We start from the raw sequence: 17247 nt of genomic DNA on the forward strand, positions 1-17247 counted from the left end.
GCATGCTAATATAATCTGGCTTTTTCCATGGGAATTTATTCAGAATGATCGTATGAAGGAAGGTTACCTATACGTCAAATATCGAGTGGATGGAAAACTGGGAATGAACGTGGGAAAGATATGATCATTTTAAATGGGAAAACAGAATGAAGATGAACCATTACGCGTAAATGAATGACGTATCCTAAGTTGGCAAATTCAGAATAACGCAAAAGAGCGACGATTCAAGTATACGGATGATACCCCAATTGTTTGTGAACAATTAGGGTGCATTTGATTAAATGGTGGTACATCATTTTCTATGCAACAAATCCGGAATCTTTGTTTTTCCGTGCCGCCACATGAAGCAACTTTCGAAAAAAAGCTAAAGAATACTGAAATACCGGGCTTTGGATAAAAGTATAAACAAAGGTCATAACAAAAATAGGACCTCCCAAGAGGAAGCCGATCAAGAGCACTAAGCTTTCCACGATTACACGCGCCTGGCTAACCGATAGACGTGTCTTATCCGCGAGTGAAAGCATGAAACCATCTCTGGGACCGGCTCCGATACCTGCTGCTACATATAAACCTCCCCCAACCCCGGTTATGACAATACCAGCTAACAAAATCATATAATCCTTCCAATCGTGAGAGGCTTCGGGAAGGATATCAGCCCACAAGAAAAAATCGATAATGGGGCCAATCAATAAAGCGTTCAAAAATGTGCCAATATTAATATAGCTTCGATCCACCACAAAAGAAATGGAAACCAGTATGAGACCGCATATAATGCCCCAGCTTCCTATCGTTAAACCATGTCTAGCATACAATGCAACATTCAAAACATCCCATGGGTGCAAGCCGAGATAACTTACCTGGATAGCCAGCGCTGTGCCCAAACCAAAGAGGATGAAGCCGGAAAATAAAAAAAAGTAACGCAGGAATGCCATCGTGGTTATCCTCCTTCAAAATTTGGATTGGCAAGCAAAGATTGTCGATAATCATTATCTTATAATATATGGATACCAATTTAAACGAAAAAAAAATTATTTACAAAAATCAGAAATTTATCTATATTTATTTGTATTTGGTAAAGAAAGACACTCATTTTGAATACGTAAGCAAAAAATAAAATGAGAGAAGTAAAGAAGGAATCACAAGATCAAAGTGGAATTTAGTTTTTATCCATCCTTTCAATAATTTAGATTATGCAAATTGGTGCATTCCCGTGGAAAGGGGTGTGCTGGTATATGGATTTTGAACGAACACAATATGAAGGCGGTGCTAATATGTTAAAGCCAGTAACACTTCGTGGCCATTTGGTCTGTCTAGAGCCGATGACGGTTGAACACGTCCATGACCTTTGCGCCGCAGCTTCGGAAGATAGGTCCACCTATGGCTATACCAATGTGCCAGTCGGACTGGATGAAACCCGCCGATATATTGAAAGTGCCTTGAAGGCCCACTTGGAAGGGAGCGTACTGCCTTTCGTTGTCCGGCACAACGGTACGGGCAAAATTGTCGGAACGACCAGATTTCTTGACCTTGAAGTGTTTAATTTGCCACAGGGAACATCCAATGGTGCCATACCTACCGATGACAACCCACCGAGCGTTGCTGAGATAGGCAGCACTTGGTATGCAGCCTCTGCCCAGCGGACTGGTGTGAACACGGAGTGCAAGCTATTGATGCTTGCCCATGCATTTGAATCGTGGCAAACGATCAGGGTTACCTTGAAGACCGATGCTCGAAACGAACGTTCCCGTTCTGGCATACAACGTCTTGGCGCCACTTTTGAAGGTGTACGCAGGGCACACATCCCAGCCAGTGATGGTGGCATAAGGGACACAGCGTATTATTCAATTATCGCTAAAGAATGGCCTGAGGTCCGGAAGAATCTTCTTCAGAAGCAGCAAAGAAGCTAGTCTGGAGTGTTGAACGAGTGTATAGAGATTTGTCACTTAGCTCTCAATCTATCTGAACAAATACGAATATATTGAAATTAACACAATATGATTTCGTGGGCATAGCGTATTTGCTGAGGACGCATGTTTGAATAATCATGAAGGTTTTTATGAAAACGCGATTCTTTCCATTTATATAGGGAAGAATCGTATTTTTTATTGAAGGTAGATGATTCGGAAAGGTTTGAATGTTGGATAAGTTAGTATTATACTAACTACTAATATAATGAATTACCCATAAAATTATTCATTTTGCTGTTGCGAGGGCAATATCCAAAGTTTAAAGAAGTGGTCACAAAGAAAATGAAATCTGATAAAATTTTCATACGGATAGTTGATGTACATAACTCGAGTTGAAAAATGTAGAATTAGGAGGGAATAAGGTGAGTTTAGAGGACGTCCATGTGGAGACAACTGCATCACCACGCGATCAAGATGGCTTTATGAAAGGGGTAAAAGATTGTGTCCCAACGTTACTCGGTTATTTAAGTATCGGGTTAGCTGCCGGAGTTGTTCAAAAGACAGCAGGATTAAGCATAGCTGAGATTGCCCTGATGAGTTTGATTCTATATGCTGGGTCAGCTCAATTCATTGCGGCAGGAATGATAGCGGCAAGCAGTTCCCCCACAGCAATCATTATTACCATATTATTTGTCAATATGCGCCACCTTTTACTTAGTGCGGCGCTATCCCCGTATTTTCGTCATCTTTCCCCACTGAGGAACATCCTTGTAGGTTCACTGCTCACGGATGAGACATTTGGTGTCGCCATTAACCAAACAGCGAAAAAGAACCAAATCAATGAAACTTGGATGCACGGACTCAATGTGACGGCTTATTTAAATTGGTTTCTTGCCAATATTGCAGGCGCTCTATTGGCCCAATGGATTTCAGATCCGGAAAAATTCGGTCTTGAATTTGCCTTGCCAGCGATGTTCATCGGCATTCTCGTCCTGTCCATAATAGGCAGAGGGAAAATTAAAAGAGATGTAGCTGTGGCAGTCATTGCGGTTGTCATTGCTGTAGCGAGCTCTTTCGTCCTGTCCAGCAGTATGGGGATCATTGTGGCTACGATCATTGCCTCCACAATAGGGATGGTGGTGGAAAAATGGAGATAAGATGGGATGTTTTTTTGATCATTGTAGGAGCGGCTATTGTAACTTTCATTCCAAGGGTGGTTCCACTAATGGTTCTTAGTCGTATTGAATTACCAGAGTGGGGGATGCGTTGGTTGAATTATGTTCCCATATCGGTCATGGCTGCATTGATAAGCCAGGAAATATTGGTTCATGATGGGAAGCTTTCTTCTTTAACCGATAATATTCAGCTAGTAGCGGCCATTCCGACTTTTTTAATTGCGATAAAAACACGTAGTTTATTAGTAACTGTACTCTCTGGGGTCATTTTTTTCATGTTTTTACGTTGGGTTTTTACCTGGGTTTGATCGGAGCCGATTCCCTGCATAGGGAGTCGGTTTTTTGGAGGGTGGAGTTTTCTGGATTGGAATGGGCAGTTCAGCAGTGAGAATGATAATTTTTTATAAGGATGAAAGGAAAAGTGTAATTATTTAAATATTTAATATTGACAGAATATTTACGTCCTATTAAGATAATGAATGGAACGTAATGCGTATTCAGGAGCTTGGTTTCATTTCAAAACTAGGATGATGTAATAAGAAAGAAGTATTTTTCATAACATTTTGAATGCGTATTCATACCATTGTTTTCTTAAAGAAATTCAGCTTGAAAAGTGGTGGGCAAAAGCAAAAAAAAAGACCAGTATTTTTAAGACGTATTCTTGGGTTGATCTTTGCATGTGCAAGATATAATCCGCCCCATATTTTTGTCAGCTTAGCCAAACAGTTGGCTTTACTTGCATCACCGTTAGCGATGTTTTACATTGGGATGTTGATCATGTCCATAACTAAGTCGCAGCTCCTGACTGCCAAAAGAAAAATCATCATTCCGACCATCATTAAATTGGTGTCATTGCCCCTTGTTGTATTTGGGATAATAAAAATGATGAATTTGGACAGAATCATTTCGCAAACCTTGCTGATCCAAGCCATGATGCCTGTTCTTACTATAGCTTCCATTCTGTTCAGCAAATATGGTGCAAACGAAAATTGGGTGCAATTACAACGATAATGACGACAATCCTCTCCATGATATCCATTCCGTTATCTATAGGTAGGATTTATATGAAAGCTGAATTTGCGGCATTATCATCCAGACAGCAAATGAAAGCAAGCCTTTTTGAACAATGAAAGGGCTCCCAGTATATTCTGACTGGGAGTGGGGCATATATTGAAAAATGTGTTCAGAATATCTCTTTAAAGGATTTAACTTCCATATCAAGCTGGGTGGAGGCGTTTTCCACTTCTTTAAACGCCATTACGACCTGTTCATTGTAAGTTTGGTTATTTGTAATCCCCTCTACTGATTGCGCGGTTACTTTACTGATTTTAGCAATTTCAGCTGTAATGCCTTCTACATGGGCATTGACTTCCTGAATCGAGTCTTGAACCCGGTTTGAAAGCTTTCTGACTTCCCCTGCCACTACATTGAACCCTCTTCCATGTTCTCCGGCGCGAGCTGCCTCTATTGCAGCATTCAATGCCAGTAGATTGGTTTGGTTGGCAATTTCACGGACCGTCTTGACAATGCTCCTAATCGATTGGGCTTGGGTTTTAAGAGATTCGAGGATTTCCATATTCTCTTTTGATCCAGCCACAAGTTTACTGGTTGCAATGGACGCATCCCGACTTCTTATTATGCCAAGTTCAGCTTTTTCATGCAGTTCCTCTGACATACCCTGCAATCGTAATGCCACATCCCTCGCATTCGTTTCTCTTTCTGTAATATCCGTAGCTATTTTGACAACGGCAGAAACCTTTCCGTTATGATCAAGGACGGGCGTATAGGTAGCCTCCAACCATATTTCCTTACCGGATTTTGTGATGCGTTTTATTTTTTCCTGAAAGCTTTTTCCATTGCGTAAGTTTCTCCAAAATTGTTCATAAGCGATACTTGTTACAAAGTCCTCTGTGCAAAATATTTTATGATGGAGACCTGGCATTTCATCCACTCTGTATCCCATCGTTTCAGCAAAATTTTCATTGGCCCAAATCACCTGCCCGTGTTTATCGAATTCAATCATGGAGAGTGATCTTTCGATGGCGGCCAATACAGCGTTTTCTTCCAAAAGTTGTGTACTTTTGAGGTTTTTCATTTTTAACATGGTCGGAAACCTGCCTTTATAAGTATGTTTTGTGTCATTGTCAAACAATTGAAATGCAATGGGGGCTAGTGCTTGAAAAGAGTGTGTAGGCGTAAGTAAAACAAAGCTCCCTATATCCTTTGCCATTCGAAAAGTGACCTTTCGTTAGTTTATCGTACTGATTAAAAGGAATATTAACAATTTTAGATGTTCTGCAGGCTTTGAAATTTTTTTTCATGCAGCCAATGCCTCAACGAGACGATAGGTTGAGAAGTCATTCCCTTGCAAAGCAAATAGAGGGACAAAACGGATTTACTTTATTAAAATAATAATGTATTATCTGTATAAAGCGGATAATGTTTATCCACTTTATACAGGAGCGCAAATTGGATTTTTTACAAAAATGTGGAGGAGTTGATGTTGATTGCATATGAAGACAGGGGTCGAGCAGTCCGTTTATGCCATGTTACTACTTAATTTTCTACCGGAAAAAGCAGTATTGCCTGGAGACGTCATTAGTCAGCAATTAGGGGGATCAGCAACTTATTTCCAAAAAATATTAAGGAAATTAGTTAGTGCAGATCTGCTGACCTCAGTACCCGGTATAAAAGGAGGGTTTAAATTAAAAAAACGTCCTGAAGATATACGTATTTATGACGTTTACCTTGCAGTGGAAGGGAAGCAGTCCCTTTATTCCTCAAGTGGCATTTTTCATGACATGCTTAAATTGAAGGAAAAGGATATTTGCTTGCTGTCAAATTTGATGGAAGAAGCGGAGACATCGTGGAAAAACATTCTCAAACGTGAAACCATTGCATCTCTAAATGAAGAAATAAACAAGAAATGTCCAAAAGAAAATTTGCAAATGTTAAAAAAGGTTGTCAACGAAAAAATGGTTTTGTAAAGGTTAAGAATTATATTACATCATGAGAAGGGGATTATTAAAATGAAAAATCTAGAGAAATATTTTGATTTATTTGATCAATCAAGAACGAGTGAACAAGCGATGGAAGAATTAGTATCATTATTTTCCGACGATATCGTCTTCATCCTAAATGGCCATGAAAAAAAGGGGATTGAAAATTGGAAGCTGTTTGTAAAGATGATATTCCAAGAAAATAGTGATCTTAAACATATGTTTGAAGGATGGAAAAAAGTAGAAGGAACCGATCTTTTTGAAACACCATGGGCGGTGTGCGGCAAACGGTCATCGGGAACGGTATATACGCAAACTGGCAAAGATATTGCTCGATTGAATGATGATGGTAAAATCAGTTATTTAGAAAATGTTCCTGACAACGCGAACATGTTTGCCAATTATAAAAATTGACAATCACGACATTCATGCATCAATAATGTATGTAGCTACTGACATGAATCAGTAGCTTACATAATAAATAAAAGAAGCGGGTCATAAATGATGCCCATGAACAGGTAATATGTTCTTGGAGAGAGCTAGAATCAGCTCTCTTCAACAAACTAGGAATGTAAAAGGGATTTTAAAAAATCCACGTGTTCCCGGTCTTTATCAAGAATTTTTTGGACCTTACCAAGACTTTCTTCATCAAGCTTATCCCTAACTAGGTCCTCGGACATCCGAATCCCATATATATTTTCACCTTTGATGGCATGTTTAATAATTTCCTGATCTGAATCATACTTTTTGAATAAATTTCCGATTGCTCCTTCAACCTTTCCTATCATTCCCTCACTCGTTACAGGTGTTCCGCCTAGATGTTGAATTCGCTCAGAAATGATGGCTGCATGGTTTTTTTGATCTTTCTGAATGGAAATGAATGAATCTTTTAATGTAGGATGTTGCAGTTTTTTTATAAAGTGTTCATAGCTATGTACGCCCATGTATATTCCTTGCAAGAATGTATTCAGCGTCTCGATCGTTTGGTTTTGTTTTTCCACTTTATCACTCTCCTTCACATAATAATCTTATTATTCCATTCCCGGGCTTAATTATTTCTGTAGTTCAGGCATGTTTTTTTGATGGTTGCTTCTAACTATATAACCATATTTTTTTGGAGTGAGTTCTGAAGATTCATAAGGTGAACCCTGACTGTAATCAAGCCTCCCAGGTCAAATCTTTCTGTAACGATGGTCTACCTGCATCCAACACGGAATAAATTTATGTATAAAAAAAAGCCCTGAATAAGGGCAAAAAATCTTGAGCATGAAGTCATCAATATGTTAAATTTGCACTTCAATCATTAAACGTGCTTTGTTGAAAATATTTTCATCTCCTATAAGTAGGGGGGCCTTCTTTAATATCATTATCCACTAATATTAAAACCTTACCGGCCTTTATACCGGTTTCGTACCTTTCCGCCGCTTTTTCTGAAATACCCAATCCTATCAGGGTACCAGCCAATCCGCCTGTTCCTGCCCCGACGGCCACTCCAGCTAACGCAGAAACGATCGGTCCAGCGGCAAGCAGCGGCCCGATTCCTGGAATGGCCAGTGCTCCAGCTCCGGCAAGAAGTCCCGCAGCTCCGCCAATAACTCCCCCTGTTGCAGCACCAGTGGCTAATCCTTCTTCTGCTTTCGTACCCGTTTTTCTTTCAATCACTTTTGTTTCCTTGCGATCTTTCGCAACAATGGATATTTCATCACGTTTATACCCTTGTATCAAAAGCTCTTCAACCACTTTTACTGCTTCTTCACCGTTTTCATATATTCCAACCACTTGCTTACTCATCACACGTCCTCCTTTAATTTCCATCCTTTGTTCACATCATCTTATGAAGCTTGGATGAGATATATTCGTTACGGTAAAATGACAGATAAAAGGGAGGGTCGTAGGAGGTGCGTATCAAACTCCTTTTGTCTAGATGATGGGAAAACGGGTATGGATAGTCAAGTGAGCTCCTAAAATAGATAAGCGTTTGATAGCTTCAAGCAAGACCATCGAAAAAAGAGGAGCGTGAACACATGACACATATCAAGGGCATCGATGTCTCACATTGGCAAGGTTCAATAAATTGGGGGAGGGTAGCAAAGGATGGTGTGCAGTTTGTCTTCATTAAAGCAACAGAGGGGACGAAATATTCCAAGCTTTCTTATTTTAAGGAAAATGCTCCCGAAGCTTTAGCGGCGGGATTGAAGGTTGGGGCATATCACTATGCCAAATTTTCCACTGCAGCGGAAGCAAGGGCCGAGGCCGCCTATTTCTTAATTGCTGTAAGTTCTTTTGCTTTAAACTATCCTCTTGTGCTTGATCTTGAAGAAAATAAAAAAGCAGCAGGAAAACATGCTCTAACCGATGCAGCCTTAGCTTTTCTGGAAGCAGTTGAGGAAGCTGGGCACACTGCCATGCTTTATACGGGGAAATCCTTTCTGGAAAATGCGTTGGATGAATCAAGATTGACGAAGTATCCCTTGTGGATTGCCCGATACAACAGCAAACTAGGACGCAGCACGGATATTTGGCAGCATTCTGATTCAGGAAATGTGGATGGTATCAGGACGAAGGTCGATTTAAATATTGCCTATCGCGATTTTTCAAAGATTAAGACGCCCATTCAGTCGAGTATAGCGGAAGAAGCATCCTTCCTATATACCGTAAAGGGAGGAGATACGCTTAGCATGATCGCAAAAAAATATAAAACGACCGTAACCTCACTAGTCGTTCTTAACGGGATTCAGGATCCAAACAAAATTTATATCGGTCAAAAATTATTTGTTAAGTGAAATCACATCAATATTAAAGGCCATGCATTTTCGTGAAAGGAACTAAGAGTAAGCATTTAGGAATATATTATAGAGTTGTCGAGTATCGTGGCAGGAGAGCTTGAATAAGAAATCGGCTTCATTGGGACAATATGTAATGAAGAAAAAGCCGGAATGACTTTTATCCTTTGATTAAAATGGATTTAAGCCAGGGGAAGCTTTCTTATAGGTTTTTGCAGGGATAACTTAGGGGGCTAATATGGAACTGACCTTATTGTTGGAGTATGGCTGGGTGTTAATCATTTTAATATGTTTAGAAGGTTTATTGTCTGCTGATAATGCCTTGGTTTTAGCCATCATGTCTAAGCATTTACCGAAGGAGCAGCAAAAAAAAGCGATCAATATCGGATTGCTTCTAGCTTTTATATTCAGGATTGGTGCAATCTTCATCATTTCGTACCTTTTCCACGTTTGGCAAGTTCAAGCGGTCGGAGCAGCGTATTTGATTTTCATTTCTTTAAAACATTTATTGAAAAAGGATCATGGGGAAAATGATAAAAAGGGGAAAAGCTATCGCATGACGGTTGCCCAAATAGCATTGGCCGATATCGCCTTTGCCGTCGATTCGATTTTAGCGGCAGTCGCTCTTGTTCTGGCATTGCCGGACACGCCAATGGGTAATATCGGAGGCATGGATGGAGCTAAATTCATCGTTATCTTGTTAGGAGCGATAGCGGGCTTGATTGTAATTCGCTTTGCGGCAGGGTACTTCGTTAAGGTATTGACTGAGCGTCCAAACCTTGAGACTGCAGCCATGTTACTTGTCGGATGGGTCGGGGTCAAGCTGCTCATGCATACCCTCGCGCATCCAGCCGTGCACATCATTTCTCACGAATTTGTTGAAGGACCGATTTGGAATACCATCTTCTGGTCGGTCATGCTTCTTATCGCCTTAGGTGGCTGGTTTTTATCCAAAGGTAAAACGGAAAAAAATGATGAAGCAAACTGAATGCAGTTGGTCTATAAAGAAATGACTGAAGTAGGGAAAATGGCCTTTATTCAAAATTTAACTGCACTGCACCTCAATTGTTTGATATTTCAACCAATTGAAGGTGTTTTTTTATGGAAAAGATTTCTGTTGATTAAAAATCATATGTTTTCTTTGATTAACTATAAGAATGAAGCCGTGAAAATTCGTCGTAATTGGATTGAAGAGTTTTCCATTTAGGATCAAATGACAATACTTACGAAATAAGTATGCGCAGTCATGAAGAATCTTAAGACAAATGAAAGGAACTAGAATGGAAAAAATATTGTCGCACTATGTTCATACACAAAGACAACTGTTAGGTACAAAACTTATAATTATGTCGAAATAAGTCAAATATTTCAGAAATCGTTCCATTTTACTCTTGTCACCCAATTATATTGATGTTAATATCTGTAACGTAAACCAATAAAAGGGATTTAAATATGGATTTACACGGTAAACGAGGTGGGAAATATTCCGTGTAAGGATAAAAAAGGTTTATATCATAGCTTAACAAGGAGGAATAAAAAAATGAAAATCAAAAGTAAAATTGTAACGGCAACCTTTCTTGCAGCAACGCTAGCTACAGGTGCATTACCATCTGCACCAGTGCATGCAGCTGAAAAAGAAGCTCCTATTCAGCAAAGGGAAGCAACGAACCCTGTTCAACCGCTTGGACAGAATAATCTGGAAACAGCCATCCATGCGGCCTTGAATGGTCCTGAAGTAAAAAAAATAAAAGTATTTGAGCATGAGTTTAATGTAAAAGAAATAGAAGTGGTAGATCGAGGTATTACAGGGAAAGATGTTTATGGGCAGATTTCCCATCATCTAAGTCTTCGCCCTGATGATCAATTTTATTATAAATTCACAAAGAAAGATGGAGAGGTAACCGGTTTTGAATTTCATATTGATAGGGGTGGCTGGACACCGGTTATGGCTCCGCTTTTATCGATTGTTGCTGCGTATAATGGGATTCTTGTCAATCCCGCTGATTTGAATAAACTTGGACAAGAGCTCGGAGCACTTGTTGATGGAAGATGGGAATATGCAGCACAATCCATCGCCACTGCAGTTAGTTTAAGTTTTAATGAGGAGTAAATGTGCGAAGATTATATATTGCATATTGAGAGTTTAAGTGCCGCAAAGAGGTTTTGTTAAGTTTTGCAGATAAACAATGTTCATAGGACAAATAGATTATGAATTCTGTTTTTAATACATAAAGCATGAATCGTTTAGATTCCTTATAAGGTACGTGAAGCATGACAAAGAGACTTCTGAAATCTTATAGATACCAATCTATGATCCTGTTCTATTGGTTTGTACATGTTTATTATTCCTTGTTGCATCTGGAGAATTAAATTCCATTTTCTTGTGCGGCCGTTACGAAATATCAATCACCGAGTTCTTTAAAGAACTTAGAGACGTCAAAACCATTTAAAGGAAAACAACCAAACAGGATTCTGTTTGAATGTTTTCCTTTAATTTTTTCTAAAGCCGAGCCTATTAAGCAGCAAAGTCCAATGTCTTTTGAGTGGAATGATCGTATATGGTAAGAATAGGAGAGATATCATGAAGAAAATGAAAAAAATCATAAAAGGTGGCCTCCTTATTTGTTTTACATGGGCAAGTCTAAGTATGACTTCTGCCGTGTTTGCCGAGAGCCATCCAGGTTATTCCTATGAATCCGATATAGGCTATCAAAATCCAACGTGGATGTCAAAATTAGAAGATTCAAAAAGAATAAGCGAAGTATCCATTCCAGGTACACATGGTTCAATGGCACTGCATGGAGCTAGTTTACTTGATGAAAACTTGACAAGAAATCAAACAATGGACCTGTCTCGGCAATTGAATGCGGGCATTCGCTATGTAGACATGCGTGTTAGAAGTGTGAATGATTCTTTTGTGATGCACCATGGAATGATAAATCAGAAAGCAAAGTTTGAGGATGTATTAGAAGATACCATTCAATTTTTGAGAGATAATCCTGATGAAACCATCTTAATGCGCCTAAAAGAAGAATATGATGCTGAAAGTGGTTCACTATCTTTTGAAGAAATATTTAAACGTTATAAAAATAGTAATTATTCCTTTTTCTGGGATCCGGATTCTGTAACACTTTCAGAAAGAAATAACCCAAAGCTAGGAGATATCCGAGGGAAAATTGTCCTATTGCAGAACTTTACAGCCTCTAAACAATACGGTATCAATTATGAATATTTGAATACGCAAGATAAGTTTGAAGTTGGCAGTGGACCAAGCGGAATGTATGAAAAATGGAAAGCGGTGAAAACCCATCTGCTTAATGCTGATAACAACTATAAAAATGGTGTCATCTATCTCAACCATTTTAGTGGCACTGGTGGTGTGACAGCATTAATTAATAATTGTTACCCCTGGTTTGTTGCAAGCGGAAAAGATAGCAGGGAAACTGGTAGTAATTCAAAGCTGATCCAATCAAATGCAACAAATGATTGGGAGGATTTTCCCCGCGGAAATGGGCAAATTTTTTATGGAGGAATGAATACACTCGGGACTGAGATACTGCAGCGTGGCGGCATTAAACATTCTGGTATCATTGCTGCTGATTTTCCTGGACCAGGATTGATAGATAGTATAATCAGCTTAAATGGCATTAAATCGAATGAAAAAGAAATACTGATTTCGCAAATTTCATCTGAATCCAAGCCATTATCTGGACAAAAAAATCGATCAAGTCAAAACTTTAAGATTCATGATTTGCCAACAGGAACAAAGGGCTTAAAATGGATCATCGAAAAAGATAATTCCTCTGTTATTTCCTTCCATGTCATGGCCGATGTTTCCCTAGGGAAGGATACGGTTCGCTGGGAAAACATCACGAATGGATCCAGGACTGAGGCATATGTCAATTCCAATTATTATATTGCAAACCCAAGTGGCGCAACCAACGATTTCACAGTGAAAGTATACGCCATTACCCATTAACGACCCTTTGTATTATTTCTCACCTGGTTTTGACATATAAGTTGAAGATGTATATGACTGTCAAACGTTCAAACTAAAATCATGCGTGAAAGAGAAGCCCTGTCAGCCTCATCAAAATAAAAAAGACTTTAGGATAAAGGAAACTATCTAAACGTTATAACGAATAGTTGAATGAAACGGGTGTACGACTCCTGAGGGAAATATTTGTTTGGAAGACACATAAACACTAGAGGCGCCTCCCCGATCGCCTGCCTTGAGGCAACGGTCAAATTGTACACCGCCTAAAAAATAGTAGACCGATTCGATTTTCATCGAGTTTGTCTCCTGACTGAGTCGATCCCTTAACATAGAGGAGATCGACTTCTTTAGATTGAGATTCAAAAAATTGGAGGTAAGGAAGTGTCACGACTTCCTGAGCCGCGAATGAAAGTGATTGATCAGAAGGATGACAACAAAAAGCATAAAGCTTGTGCCTGAAGCTTTATCCCTTTTTTTGAATCTCACACTCCCCCCTTGAATGACATCGGAAATCTCCAGACAAACTCCTCTATATCTCCATTTAAACTCCAGATTGGTGCTATATATTAAAGGTATCAAGGGAGGGTATCAACATGAATTTTATCAAACGAGCATTTTTAAGTGTACAAGCAAGAAAGGGAAGATCGCTTATTTTATTTGCGGTATTTTTAGTGGTGACTAATCTGGTGTTGGCAGGTTTCGCGATGCAAAATGTCTCGGAAACAGCGAGTGATTTCGCTAGAAAAAAGTTGGGCGTTGACGTAACGCTAGGGTTAGATTCAGAAAAGTTCCAAAAACAAGCGGAAAAACAGCTAGAAGAAAATCCAAATGAAAGAATAAAGATACCAGAAATTTCTACAGAGGCGGCAGATAAGTTAGCTAAATCAACCTATGTAAAAAATTTCAACTATGTAAAAAGTGCGTTTGGTTTAGCTGAGGGCTTTACTCCCATTGAGGTTGATGAAAATGCAGGCTCGGTTGCCATGGCTGGAGGCCAAGATCAAGATGATAGGGAAATGCCCAATATATCATTGGTCGGCGCAAGAACCACTGATTTATTGCAAGGATTTACAGAAGGAACGGAGGAGATCATTAAAGGGCGTGGCATAACAGCAGAAGACAAAGGCAAGAAAGTAGCCTTGATTGAAAAACAGTTAGCTGAAGAAAACAAGCTAAAGGTTGGTGATAAGGTAAAAATCAAAAAAGACGATGGGAAATCGACAATAAAGGTAGAAATAATCGGGATTTTTGAAGCATCTGAGACAGTTGGCCCAAAACCACCAATAGCATTCTTGGATCCATCTAACAAAATATATGTTTCGCTCGAATCATTAAAAGAATTCTCGGACAATAAGGATATGAAGGGCACCCCCATTGATAAAGCCATTTATTACTTAAATGATCCAGAGCAAATCGATGCTTTTAAAGCAGCGGGAAAGAAAACAGACATTGATTTTGACCTATTTAAACTGGATGCTCATGATGAATTATATAAGAAAATGGTAGGCCCTATTGAGAACATGGCAGCCACTTCAAAATGGATCATCTACCTGGTTTCCATTACAGGGTCCATTATCTTAGGTCTTATCATTATGTTGACCATAAAAGAACGACGGAAGGAATTAGGGATTTTACTGTCGATTGGCGAGAAAAAAGGGAAATTAATAGGACAACTTTTAGTAGAAGTATTATGTGTTGCTGTTTTAGCCTTTAGCCTCTCCATATTTACAGGTGGGGCAGTGTCTCAAAAAATGGGAGACAGTTTATTACAGAAAGAAATTACGGCCTCTGAAGAGCAAGAAAATAATCCTGGACAACGATCAGGGTTTGTGACTACAAGCGACGCGCTTATGGGGAGTGACCTAAATCAAGATGTGGATCCTATCGATAATATTGATGTAAGTGTAACATCCAAAGAGGTGATGAAATTAGGGGGATTAGGCCTATTAATCGCAATCTTATCAACCATCATTCCAGCATTATCGATTCTTCGATTGAAACCAAAAGAAATATTATTAAAAGATGAGTAGGAGGAACACTCATGGATACGATTTTACAATTCAAAGATTTGAATTACCATTATCAAAGCAATAACAAAAAAATCACGATATTAGATAATGTGAATTTTGCATTTCAAGCCGGACATTTTTATACCATTTTAGGACCATCGGGATCAGGAAAAACTACGACCCTCAGTTTGGCAAGTGGATTGGATATCCCTAGCAGTGGGAATGTAGTGTACAAAGGAACCGATTTACGAAAGATCGGTCTCGATTCCTATCGAAACCAATATGTCTCGATCATCTTTCAATCTTATAATCTCATTACTTATATGACGGCTCTTCAAAATGTAGTGACAGCCATGGAGATTACTGGCGTTGATGTGAAAGACAAAAAAGCAAGGGCATTAGAGTTGTTGGAAAAGGTAGGGTTGACAGAGGTAGAAGCAAAAAGAAAGGTGTTACAGCTTAGCGGTGGACAGCAACAGCGGGTGGCGATTGCTCGGGCATTATCCTGTAATGTTGATTTATTAATTGCTGATGAACCTACCGGGAACCTAGATCAAGAAACGTCCAGGGGTATTATCGAGTTATTTAAAGAACTAGCCCATAAAGAAAATAAATGTATCATTGTCGTCACCCATTCCCAAGAGGTGGCGCAACAATCGGATAAAGCGGTGTATCTCGAGAAAAGAAAGCTAGTAATCAAAGAGTTGAAGGCAAATGATCAGTAAAAACTGAGGGGGGAGATAAATGAATGGAAGGAAAAGCCTCACGATTGCTCCAGAAGGTAAAATGAATAAAGTCTTCCATAAAGACCGTGTGCTCTAAATAATCGAGCTTTTCTCTTTGGCTAGGTAATCTGCTCTACATCTCAAAGTCAAAAACATCGCAATCTCATTACATCTTTTAGAAATGAGATTGTGATGTTTTATTTGTTTACTTGATGGACAATGGAAGGATAACTAAAAATTCAACACCTTGTTCTGTATTATTTATGGAATACGTAATAAAAAGAGCTTCGGAAATTTGCTTTACAATAAATAACCCTAAGCCGCTTCCGCCGGTATTTCGATTTCTTGATTTTTCGATCCGATAAAATGGTTTGAAAATATGTTGGATATCCTCTTCGTTAATTTTTACTCCTGTATTGATGACTCGAAAATTTATTTGATGCAGCAATGAATTCTGTTTTACTTCTATATATATTTTCTCACCATTAGGTGAATACATAATCGCATTATGAATAATGTTTTTACAGGCTTTTTCTAACAGAAAACGATCAGTATGAACAGAAAGCTGAGAATCAATCTTTTTTATCAGGTGAATATCTTTTTGTGATGCAAAAAAACCGAGGTCTTTAGTGATTGTATCAATCAATTCTGCGAGGTTCACTTCTTCTAATTGTAGTTTGAAGGTATGCTGTTCCAATTTGGATATACCGATAATCTCGCGAACCAATTGTTCCATATCTTGAACGGTTTGAAAATTTTTTTGTAAATAAGTGTCGCGTTCTTTATATGGACCGATATTATAGATCATTCCTTCCAAATGCCCTTTCATAATCGTGAGAGGAGTTTTTAATTCATGTGCAACTATGGCAAAAAAATCCCTGCGTTTTTTTTCTACTTCCCGCTCTTTTTCCATTTCACTTTTTAGTTTTTGATTAGCATCCTGTAAATCAAGCATGGATTGCTGGAGGTTACGTGACAAATCATTTAAGCTATTGGATAATTCACCCATTTCATCATTGGCGCGAACTTCTATTCTTTCGGAAAAATCCAGGTTCGCCATTTTCTGTGCCGCTTTATTAATATAAATGAGTGGTCTTGTAATGAACCTCGAATATAAATAAGCGCTTCCTATACCAATAATAACTACAATAATACTAATATAGGGAAGGAAAAGAGCCAAGACCTGTGAGGCTTCATTAATGGGCTGATAGGTTGCGGATACAACAAGCGTTAAGTTTGCATCCTGAAAATGAATGGGCATAGTAACATCAAATGAATTTGGAAGGTCATTTGAGTTTCTTAAGGGCATTGTAATATCATACATGCCATTAGGCGAAGGGTGGGCATTCCCTTGTATAACGGATAAAAAAGAAGCGTAAATGATTATTCCTTGTTCATTATGAAGGTAAATCATTGCGTTATTTTTTTGTGCGTATTCATCAAAAAGCGGTAATGCATTCTGGATGGGGAGGTCCTTGGATTCATCAATCATTTCCACTATCCCTGTTTGAAGCTGATCTGTTTTGTACTGCTCATAAAAAGTAGGGAGAAAAAAGTACAAGGTTAAATAAATCAGGCATGCAAAGGCCAATAAAATAAAGGAAGTAATCAAAAAAAGTTTGTAAGTAATCCGTTTCATCCTCAAAGCTAAT

Annotated in this window: 17 protein-coding genes; 12 read left to right on the plus strand and 5 right to left on the minus strand. The window is 38.8% G+C overall.

The features are described from left to right. Positions 1-299: 299 nt before the first annotated feature. Positions 300-932 carry a YczE/YyaS/YitT family protein gene (locus ABE28_RS09485; RefSeq protein WP_064466303.1) on the minus strand — a complete coding sequence of 211 codons (633 nt, stop codon included), beginning with the start codon at positions 930-932 and terminating at the stop codon, positions 300-302. Between the two features lie 339 nt (positions 933-1271). Between ABE28_RS09485 and ABE28_RS09490 the strand changes: the two genes are divergently transcribed. The 4 genes from ABE28_RS09490 (at position 1272) to ABE28_RS09505 (ending at position 4093) form a co-directional block, all read left to right on the plus strand. After that, complete coding sequence (locus ABE28_RS09490) at positions 1272-1907, plus strand: GNAT family N-acetyltransferase (RefSeq protein WP_064466364.1); 636 nt, start codon at positions 1272-1274, stop codon at positions 1905-1907. Between the two features lie 482 nt (positions 1908-2389). After that, a complete protein-coding gene (locus tag ABE28_RS09495; protein ID WP_156775929.1) occupies positions 2390-3064 on the plus strand; it encodes an AzlC family ABC transporter permease in 675 nt (224 codons plus the stop codon). Next, on the plus strand, positions 3055-3390 hold the full coding sequence (locus ABE28_RS09500; protein WP_064466301.1) for an AzlD domain-containing protein: 336 nt from the start codon (positions 3055-3057) through the stop codon (positions 3388-3390). Before ABE28_RS09495 ends, ABE28_RS09500 begins: the two co-directional genes overlap by 10 nt. Positions 3391-3649: 259 nt before the next feature. Beyond that, complete coding sequence (locus ABE28_RS09505; protein ID WP_064466300.1) at positions 3650-4093, plus strand: AEC family transporter; 444 nt, start codon at positions 3650-3652, stop codon at positions 4091-4093. A 172-nt stretch (positions 4094-4265) separates the two neighbouring features. Here ABE28_RS09505 and ABE28_RS25950 read toward each other — a convergent pair whose 3' ends face one another. Next, positions 4266-5186, minus strand: coding sequence for a methyl-accepting chemotaxis protein (locus ABE28_RS25950; RefSeq protein ID WP_064466363.1), 921 nt, complete (start codon positions 5184-5186; stop codon positions 4266-4268). 403 nt (positions 5187-5589) lie between these two features. Here ABE28_RS25950 and ABE28_RS09515 point away from each other — a divergent pair, with 403 nt between their 5' ends. Together ABE28_RS09515 and ABE28_RS09520 are read left to right on the plus strand one after the other, a co-directional pair. Next, entirely contained in the window at positions 5590-6069 is a 480-nt protein-coding gene (locus tag ABE28_RS09515) for an RrF2 family transcriptional regulator (protein ID WP_064466299.1), read from the plus strand. Between the two features lie 42 nt (positions 6070-6111). Next, positions 6112-6495 carry a nuclear transport factor 2 family protein gene (locus ABE28_RS09520; RefSeq protein ID WP_064466298.1) on the plus strand — a complete coding sequence of 128 codons (384 nt, stop codon included), beginning with the start codon at positions 6112-6114 and terminating at the stop codon, positions 6493-6495. 149 nt (positions 6496-6644) lie between these two features. Here ABE28_RS09520 and ABE28_RS09525 read toward each other — a convergent pair whose 3' ends face one another. Next, positions 6645-7082 (minus strand): DUF2383 domain-containing protein, encoded by a 438-nt coding sequence (locus ABE28_RS09525; RefSeq protein WP_083232016.1) that lies wholly within the window; start codon positions 7080-7082, stop codon positions 6645-6647. A 328-nt stretch (positions 7083-7410) separates the two neighbouring features. Beyond that, the gene (locus tag ABE28_RS09530; RefSeq protein WP_064466297.1) at positions 7411-7872 is read right to left on the minus strand and encodes a general stress protein; all 462 of its coding nucleotides are present in this window, start codon (positions 7870-7872) and stop codon (positions 7411-7413) included. 233 nt (positions 7873-8105) lie between these two features. On the opposite strand from ABE28_RS09530, the gene ABE28_RS09535 reads away from it, so the two are divergent. From ABE28_RS09535 to ABE28_RS09565, 6 genes are all read left to right on the plus strand, one after another. Beyond that, on the plus strand, positions 8106-8864 hold the full coding sequence (locus ABE28_RS09535) for a GH25 family lysozyme (protein ID WP_064466296.1): 759 nt from the start codon (positions 8106-8108) through the stop codon (positions 8862-8864). Between the two features lie 238 nt (positions 8865-9102). Next, positions 9103-9852, plus strand: coding sequence for a TerC family protein (locus ABE28_RS09540; RefSeq protein ID WP_064466295.1), 750 nt, complete (start codon positions 9103-9105; stop codon positions 9850-9852). A gap of 552 nt (positions 9853-10404) precedes the next feature. Continuing rightward, the gene (locus tag ABE28_RS09550) at positions 10405-10974 is read left to right on the plus strand and encodes a hypothetical protein (RefSeq protein ID WP_064466293.1); all 570 of its coding nucleotides are present in this window, start codon (positions 10405-10407) and stop codon (positions 10972-10974) included. Between the two features lie 471 nt (positions 10975-11445). Then, a complete protein-coding gene (locus ABE28_RS09555) occupies positions 11446-12843 on the plus strand; it encodes a phosphatidylinositol-specific phospholipase C (protein ID WP_064466292.1) in 1398 nt (465 codons plus the stop codon). 611 nt (positions 12844-13454) lie between these two features. Continuing rightward, the gene (locus ABE28_RS09560) at positions 13455-14891 is read left to right on the plus strand and encodes an ABC transporter permease (protein ID WP_064466291.1); all 1437 of its coding nucleotides are present in this window, start codon (positions 13455-13457) and stop codon (positions 14889-14891) included. 11 nt (positions 14892-14902) lie between these two features. After that, positions 14903-15595 (plus strand): ABC transporter ATP-binding protein, encoded by a 693-nt coding sequence (locus ABE28_RS09565; protein ID WP_064466290.1) that lies wholly within the window; start codon positions 14903-14905, stop codon positions 15593-15595. A 205-nt stretch (positions 15596-15800) separates the two neighbouring features. On the opposite strand, the gene ABE28_RS09570 is transcribed toward ABE28_RS09565, so the two are convergent. Further along, entirely contained in the window at positions 15801-17240 is a 1440-nt protein-coding gene (locus ABE28_RS09570; RefSeq protein ID WP_218971339.1) for a sensor histidine kinase, read from the minus strand. Positions 17241-17247: the final 7 nt, after the last annotated feature.

The sequence above is a fragment of the Peribacillus muralis genome (genome assembly GCF_001645685.2).
GTDB classification, from domain to species: domain Bacteria; phylum Bacillota; class Bacilli; order Bacillales; family DSM-1321; genus Peribacillus; species Peribacillus muralis_A.

Coding starts and splice junctions, on each gene's coding strand:
- ABE28_RS09535 (WP_064466296.1), top strand. CDS start 8,106: ATGACACATATCAAGGGCATCGATGTCTCACATTGGCAAGGTTCAATA.
- ABE28_RS09550 (WP_064466293.1), top strand. CDS start 10,405: ATGAAAATCAAAAGTAAAATTGTAACGGCAACCTTTCTTGCAGCAACG.
- ABE28_RS09555 (WP_064466292.1), top strand. CDS start 11,446: ATGAAGAAAATGAAAAAAATCATAAAAGGTGGCCTCCTTATTTGTTTT.
- ABE28_RS09560 (WP_064466291.1), top strand. CDS start 13,455: ATGAATTTTATCAAACGAGCATTTTTAAGTGTACAAGCAAGAAAGGGA.
- ABE28_RS09495 (WP_156775929.1), top strand. CDS start 2,390: ATGAAAGGGGTAAAAGATTGTGTCCCAACGTTACTCGGTTATTTAAGT.
- ABE28_RS09485 (WP_064466303.1), bottom strand. CDS start 932: ATGGCATTCCTGCGTTACTTTTTTTTATTTTCCGGCTTCATCCTCTTT.
- ABE28_RS09490 (WP_064466364.1), top strand. CDS start 1,272: ATGTTAAAGCCAGTAACACTTCGTGGCCATTTGGTCTGTCTAGAGCCG.
- ABE28_RS09505 (WP_064466300.1), top strand. CDS start 3,650: ATGCGTATTCATACCATTGTTTTCTTAAAGAAATTCAGCTTGAAAAGT.
- ABE28_RS09530 (WP_064466297.1), bottom strand. CDS start 7,872: ATGAGTAAGCAAGTGGTTGGAATATATGAAAACGGTGAAGAAGCAGTA.
- ABE28_RS25950 (WP_064466363.1), bottom strand. CDS start 5,186: ATGTTAAAAATGAAAAACCTCAAAAGTACACAACTTTTGGAAGAAAAC.
- ABE28_RS09540 (WP_064466295.1), top strand. CDS start 9,103: ATGGAACTGACCTTATTGTTGGAGTATGGCTGGGTGTTAATCATTTTA.
- ABE28_RS09520 (WP_064466298.1), top strand. CDS start 6,112: ATGAAAAATCTAGAGAAATATTTTGATTTATTTGATCAATCAAGAACG.
- ABE28_RS09500 (WP_064466301.1), top strand. CDS start 3,055: ATGGAGATAAGATGGGATGTTTTTTTGATCATTGTAGGAGCGGCTATT.
- ABE28_RS09565 (WP_064466290.1), top strand. CDS start 14,903: ATGGATACGATTTTACAATTCAAAGATTTGAATTACCATTATCAAAGC.